This window comes from Streptomyces sp. NPDC100445 (genome assembly GCF_044759735.1).
Classification (GTDB): domain Bacteria; phylum Actinomycetota; class Actinomycetes; order Streptomycetales; family Streptomycetaceae; genus Streptomyces.
This window is the reverse complement of sequence record NZ_JBIVZV010000024.1, coordinates 1-7,542: the sequence shown is the minus strand read 5'-3', so window position 1 is coordinate 7,542 and position 7,542 is coordinate 1. Positions and strand designations below refer to the sequence as shown.

General features: G+C 72.3%; 1 protein-coding gene and 1 pseudogene. Both read right to left on the bottom strand.

From position 1 onward, the window contains the following. Positions 1-1,871 (bottom strand): annotated as a pseudogene (locus tag ACIQVT_RS34635) (type I polyketide synthase); the annotation flags it as partial. Between the two features lie 101 nt (positions 1,872-1,972). Then, the coding region (locus ACIQVT_RS34630; RefSeq protein ID WP_403763732.1) for an SDR family NAD(P)-dependent oxidoreductase at positions 1,973-7,542 on the bottom strand (5,570 nt) is incomplete at its 5' end.

Below are 7,542 nucleotides of genomic sequence, written 5' to 3'. Positions count from 1 at the left end.
AGATCCACCTCACCGCGCAGCACAGCCCTCAGGTCCCAATCCACCCACGGCCCCAGAGCCCGGGCACACTCCCCCACCCGCTCCGCGAACACCGGTGACGACTCCATGAGCTCCTGGCCCATGCCCAACCACTGCGAACCCTGACCGGGAAAGACCAGGACCGTCTGGCCGGGCGAGGTCACCGCGCCGGTCACCACCGAGGGACTGTTCTCGCCGCTCGCGAGGGCGCCCAGCCCCGCCACCGCCTCGGCCCGGGAGCCGGCGACGACCACGGCCCGCTCGGAGAGCAGGGCCCGCCGGGTGACGAGCGCACCCGCGATGTCAATGAGAGGCGCGTCCGTCCGGGCGAGGAGCATCGCCAGGCGCCCGGTCTGGCCCGTCAGCGCGCCTTCGGTGGCCGCGGACACCACCAGCGGGACCACGGAGGGGATCACGGACGACGTGGCGGAGTTCGACGCCGGGTCGGCCGCTTCCGTGGGTGCGCCGGCCGGTTCCTCCGGGGCTTCCTCCAGGATCAGGTGCGCGTTGGTGCCGCTGACGCCGAAGGAGGAGACGCCGGCCCGGCGGGGACGTCCCGTCCGGGGCCAGTCCCGTTCCTCGGTCAGCAGCTCGATGGCGCCGGCCGACCAGTCGACCTGGGAGGAGGGGGTGTCGACGTGCAGGGTGGCGGGCAGGACGCCGTATCGCATCGCCTGCACCATTTTGATGACGCCCGCGACACCGGCGGCGGCCTGCGTGTGCCCGATGTTCGACTTCAGAGAGCCCAACCAGAGCGGGCGTTCACGGTCCTGGCCGTAGGTTCCGAGCAGGGCCTGTGCCTCGATGGGGTCGCCGAGGACGGTGCCCGTGCCGTGACCCTCGACCACGTCGATGTCGGCGGAGGTCAGTCCCGCCTCGGCCAGTGCCTTGCGGATGACGCGCTGTTGCGAGGGGCCGTTCGGGGCGGTCAGGCCGTTGGACGCACCGTCCTGGTTCACGGCGGACGCGCGGACGACGGCCAGGACCCGGTGGCCGTTGCGGCGCGCGTCGGACAGGCGCTCCAGGACGACGACACCGGCACCCTCGGCCCAGCCGGTGCCGTCTGCGGCCTCCGCGTACGACTTGCAGCGGCCGTCGACGGCCAACGCCCGCTGTCGGGAGAACTGCATGAACATCCCGGGGCCGGCCATGACGGTCGCACCGCCGGCCAGTGCCATGGTGCACTCCCCGCGCCGCAGCGCCTGTCCGGCCAGATGCATGGCGACCAGGGACGAGGAACAGGCCGTGTCCACGGTCACCGCGGGGCCCTCGAGGCCGAGGACGTAGGAGATGCGGCCCGAGGCGACGCTCCCGGTGGTGCCGGTGCCGGTGAAGCCCTCCAGCTCCGGCGGGACCGGACCGCCGGTCGCGTATCCCTCGTTGATGACACCCACGAAGACACCGACATCGGCGCCCTTGAGGGTGGACGCGTTCAGTCCCGCCTGTTCCAGCGCCTCCCACGACATCTCCAGCAGCAGCCGTTGCTGCGGGTCCATGGCGAGGGCCTCGCGGGGCGAGATGCCGAACAGCCCCGCGTCGAAGAGGGCCGCGTCGTGCAGGAATCCGCCCTGGCTGACGTAGGACTTGCCGGTCTTGTCGGGGTCGGAGTCGAAGAGTTCGTCCAGGTCCCAGCCGCGGTCGGTGGGGAACCCGGAGACACCGTCCCCGCGTTCCCGGACAAGACGCCACAGGTCGTCGGGGCCACTCACCCCGCCGGGCAGTCGGCACGCCATGCCCACGATCGCGATCGGCTCCGCCTTCTCGGCCTCAAGTTCGCGGACGCGTTGCTGGGAGCGGCGCGCGTCGGCGAGAACACGCTTGAGGTAGTCGCGAAGCTTGCTTTCATCCGCCATTGCGGGTCAGCTCCTAGTGGGGCTAAGGCGTCAGGTGGACGGCGGGGCGGGCGTGGGCATGAGGGGCGGGCGGTGCCGGGCTGTCGGCGGCCCGCAGCCGGCTAATGGCCGAACTCCGTGTCGATGAGTTCGAACAGCTCGTCGTCGGACGCGAAGTCGAGTTCTTCCTCGGCTTCCTGTTCCGGGGCCTTCGCCGTGGACCATGCGGTGAGCAGGCCCTGGAGCCGGGTGGCCACCTGCGTGCGGGTGGCGTCGTCCGAAGCCCCGTCGGCCAGCAGTGTTTCCAGTCGGCTGAGTTCGGCGAGCAGTGGATGTGTGGTCGGTACGGCGTCCGCGTCCGGGGCCAGCCGGTCGTGCAGGTAGCGGGCGAGGGCGAGCGGCGTGGGGTAGTCGAAGACGGCGGTCGCGGGCAGGTTCAGGCCGGTGGCCTCACGCAGGCGGTTGCGCAGCTCGACCGAGGTGAGGGAGTCGAAGCCCGCCTCCTTGAACGCCGTCTCGGCCCTCACCTGGTCCGGCCCACCGTGCCCGAGGACGGTCGCGACCTGGCCCCGCACCAGCCCCAGGAGCAGGTTCTCCCGCTCGGCCGGGGACAACGTGGCCAGCCGGCGCGCGAGTCCACCGGAGTCGCCCGTGCCGGCCCGTGCGGTCCGGCGGCCGGTCCGCACCAGGCCCCGGAGCAGGGGCGGGACTCCACCGCCGAGCGCGGCATCGGCGCGCAACACCCGCAGGTCCAGCCGGACCGGCAGCACCAGCGTCTCGCCGGTCCGCAGCGCCGCGTCGAACAGTTCCATACCCTCCGTGGGCGTGAGCGGTACGACACCTCCACGGCGGCCGGCACGGTTCCCGGCACCCTCGGCAGTGGCGGTGTCCTGGCCGCCCGCCCGCTCCCACGGCCCCCAGGCCAGCGAGACGGCCGGCAGACCGGCCGCCCGGCGCTGGTGGGCCACGGCGTCGAGGTAGGCGTTGGCCGCCGCGTAACCGCCGGTGCCGGCGCCCAGGAACACCGAGGCGGCGGACGACACCAGGATGAATGCGGCAAGGTGCGGCGCCAGTTCGCGGGTCAGCTCGTCCAAGTGCCGGGCACCGGTCACCTTCGGGGCGAACACCCGTGCCATGCGGTCCTGGTCCACCTCGCCGATGACTCCGGCATCGAAGACGCGCGCCGCGTGGACGACCGCTGTGAGCGGGTGCGCCTCCGGTACGGCGGTCAGGAGCGAGACGACCGCCTCCCGGTCGGTGACATCGCACGCGGTCACCGACACGGCCGCGCCCAGCTGTTCGAGTTCGGTGACGAGTGCGCTCGCTCCCTCGACGTCGGCGCCGCGCCGTCCGGCCAGCACGAGGTGGCGTACGCCGTACCGTCCGACCAGATGCCGGGCGATCTCGGCGCCCAACGACCCGGTACCACCGGTGACCAGGACCGTGCCCTCCGGATCGAGCACCGGCTCCACGGCAGAGACGGGAAGCTCGCGGGCGAGCCGCGGCACGTACAACGCCTGCTCGCGTATCGCCAGTTGTGGCTCTCCGGTGGCGAGGGCGGCACCCAACCCGTTCCCGGAAGGGTCGATGTCGCCGTCACCGTCGGTGTCGATCAGGGTGATCCGGTCGGGGTTCTCCGCCTGCGCGGCACGGACCAGCCCCCATACGGCGGCGCCGCCAGGATCGGTGACCTCCGCGTCACCACGCGCGGGCACCGCACCCCGGGTCACCACCACCAACCGACCGTCCTCAACCCCCTCCCGCCCGAGCCACGCCCGCACGGCCGCCAACACCCGGCCCACCGACACCACCGGCGCCTCAGCATCCCCATGGGTGCGGGCATCGACCACCGTCACCGCCGGCACCTCAGCGTCCCCATGGCTGCGGGCGGCGCCCACCGTCACCTCACCGGCACCCGGCACAGCCGCCAACTCGCTCCACTCCACCCGGAACAACGCGTCCGAGGTCGCCGCGGGCGTCAACTGCTCGGCCGAGAGCGGTAGCAATGTCACGGTCCCGGTGGTCACGACCGGCCCGCCGGTCTCGTCGGCGGCCTGGAAGGCCAGCACCCCGGGAGAGGTCCGGAGGAGCCGCGCGCGCAGGACCGTGGCGCCCTCCGCGTGCAGCGTCAGTCCGTGCCACTCCAGCGGCTGCCACAGTCGGTGATCGTCGGTCGCGCTCATCTCCAGCAGCGCCGGGTGCAGAGCGGCTTCCAGCAGTGCCGGGTGGATGCCGAACCTGGCGGCCGCGTCCCGCTGTTCGTCCGGCAGTGCCACCTCGGCGAACAGTTCGTCACCGCGCCGCCACACCGCCCGCAGTCCCTGTAGGGCAGGACCGTACTCGTATCCGCCCCGGAGCAGCCGCTCATCCGCACCCGAGAGGTCCTCGGGCTGGGCGCCGGGCGGCGGCCACGTGGTGAAGTCGAAGGTCTCGGTGGCGGCGGGTGTCGCGCTCAGGGTGCCGGTGGCGTGCCGGGTCCAGGCGTCGGCGCCGACATCGCCGACGGCGTCCTCCCTCGCGGAGTGGATCACCACTGCGCGGCGACCCTCCGCGTCAGGTGCCTCGACGGTGACCTGGACCCGTGCTCCGCCCTGTTCCGGAATGACCAAGGGAACATCGATGACGAGTCGCTCCACCGTGTCGCAGCCGACCTCGTCACCGGCGCGGACGGCCAGCTCGACCAAGCCCGCCCCGGGTACGACGACCGTTCCCCCGAGGGCGTGGTCGGCCAGCCAGGGATGCGTGCGCAGGGACAGCCGGGAGGTGAAGGCCAGCCCGTCCGACTGCGGCAGTTGGACCACCGCACCCAGCAACGGATGGTCCGCCGCGCCCTGCCCCAGGGCGACCGCGTCCGTGGCGGGAGCCATCCTCAGCCAGTAGTGCTGGTGGTCGAAGGCGTACGTCGGCAGGTCCACGTGCACGCCGGTGGCACCCTCGGGCAACACCGCCGCCCAGTCCACCTTCACCCCCCGCACGAACAACTCCGCCACCGACAGCACGAGTGTCTGCTCCTCGCCGCGGTCGTCACGCAGGGCGGGCACGCTCGCGGCACCCTCACCGGCGGACTCGGCGATCGCACCACTGAGGGCGCCACCCGGGCCCAGCTCCAAGAACACCGACCCACCGGACGCGGTGACACCGTCGGCGAAGCGGACCGGGCGACGGACGTGATCCACCCAATAGGCCGGCTCGGTCAACAGACCGGGCTCGGCGACCTGCCCGGTCACGTTCGACACCACCGGGATCCTCGGTTCGTGCCACGTCAGGGCTGTCAGCACCTCGCCGAACTCGGCCAACATCGGCTCCATCAACGCCGAGTGGAAAGCGTGCGAGACGGTCAACCGCTTCACCCGGCGGCCCTGCTCCCGCAGCCGCTCCGCCACCGCCAGCACGGCGTCCTCACCACCCGACAGGACCACCGAGCCGGGACCATTCACGGCCGCCAGATCAACACCCTGCCCCAAGTGCTCCGCGACCTCCGCCTCACTCGCCGCCACCGCCACCATCACCCCACCCGACGGCAACGCCTCCATCAACCGGCCCCGGGCCGCCACCAACGCCGCCGCATCCTCCAGCGACAACACCCCCGCCACATGCGCGGCAACGACCTCACCGATCGAATGCCCGACCACCACATCCGGTCGCACACCCCACGACTCCACCAGCCGGAACAACGCCGACTCCACCGCGAACAACCCGGCCTGCGCGAACACCGTCCGATCCAACAGACCGTCCACCACACCGAACACCACATCCCGCACCGAATGCTCAACCGCACCCGCGAGCTGTGTGTCGAGGACCGCGCACGCCTCATCGAAAGCCCGCGCGAAGACGGGGAACCGCGCATACAACTCCGCGCCCATCCCCACACGCTGCGATCCCTGCCCCGGGAACACGAACACCGTCCTGCCGTCGGCCCCCGATCCCGTCACCACGACCGGGGACGCCTCCCCCGCGGCCAGCGCGCCCAGCCCCGCCACGGCCTCCGCACGCGAACCGGCGACGACCACCGCCCGCTCCGGCAGAGCCGCCCGCTGCGTGATCAGGGCACCGGCGACGGCCGCAGGTGGCGCCTCGGTGTGGCGGACGAACTCCACCAGTCGCTGCGCCTGCCCGGCCAGTGCGCCGGCACTGCGCGCGGAGACGATCACCGGTACGACCGCGTCGGTCGGCGCCGTCGGCTCGGTGCCGACCGCCTCCGCCGCCTGCTCCAGTATCAGATGCGCGTTCGTCCCGCTCAGCCCGAACGACGAGACGCCGACGCGGCGCGGACGACCGGTGTCGGGCCAGTCCCGTGCTTCCGTGAGGAGTTCGACCGTTCCGGACGTCCAGTCGACCTGGGACGACGGTGTGTCCACGTGCAGAGTGGGCGGCAGGACGCCGTGCTGCATGGCTTCCACCATCTTGATCACGCCGGCCACACCTGAGGCGGCCTGGGTGTGTCCGATGTTGGACTTCAACGAGCCGAGCCACAGCGGCTCTTCGCGGTTCTGGCCGTAGGTGGCGAGCAGTGCCTGTGCCTCGATGGGGTCACCGAGAACGGTGCCGGTGCCGTGGCCCTCGACGGCGTCCACGTCCGCCGGGGTAAGGCCCGCGTTGGCGAGCGCCTTGCGGATCACCCGCTGCTGCGACGGCCCGTTGGGAGCCGTGAGGCCGTTGGACGCGCCGTCCTGGTTCACGGCGCTGCCCCGGATCACCGCCAGCACCCGGTGGCCCTTGCGGCGCGCCTCCGACAGCCGCTCCAGGACGACGACACCCGCGCCCTCGGCCCAGCCCGTGCCGTCGGCGGCGTCGGCGTAGGACTTGCAGCGCCCGTCCGAGGCCAGACCCCGCTGCCGCGAGAACTGGACGAAGGCGCCGGGGCTGGACATGACGGCCGCGCCGCTGGCCAGGGCGAGGGAGCACTCGCCGCCGCGCAGGGCCTGCGCGGCGAGGTGCATGGCGACGAGGGAGGACGAGCAGGCCGTGTCGACGGTGACCGCCGGGCCCTCGAAGCCGAAGACGTACGACACCCGGCCCGAGGCCACGCTGCTGCCGGCTCCGGTGGTGACGAACCCCTCCAGTTCCGCCGGCACCTCGCCGCCGGAGCCGTAGCCCTGGCCCATCAGGCCGGAGAACACGCCGACGTCGGTGCCCTTGAGGGAGGTCGGATCGATGCCGGCCCGTTCCAGCGCCTCCCACGAGGTCTCCAGCAACAGCCGCTGCTGCGGGTCCATGGCGAGGGCCTCGCGGGGCGAGATGCCGAAGAAGCCGGCGTCGAACAGACCTGCCTCGTGCAGGAAGCCGCCCTGGTCGACGTACGAGGTGCCGGCCTTGTCGGGATCGGAGTCGAACAGGCCCTCCAGGTCCCAGCCCCGGTCGGCGGGGAAGCCGGACATGGCGTCCCGGCCCTCGACCACCAACCGCCACAGCGCTTCAGGGCTGTTGACTCCGCCGGGGAGCCGGCAGGCCATGCCGACGATCGCGATCGGCTCGTCCGGGTCGGCGAGCGCGGTGACCGGTTCAGTGGCTGCCGGCGATGCCGTCTGGCCCAATTCGCCGTGCAGATGACGGACCAGGGCGAGTGGTGTCGGATGGTCGAAGACGACGGTGGCGGGCAGTTTGAGGCCGGTGGCGTCGCGGAGCCGGTTGCGCAGTTCCACCGAGGTCAGCGAGTCGAACCCGGAGTCACGGAACGCGGTGTCCGGCTTGA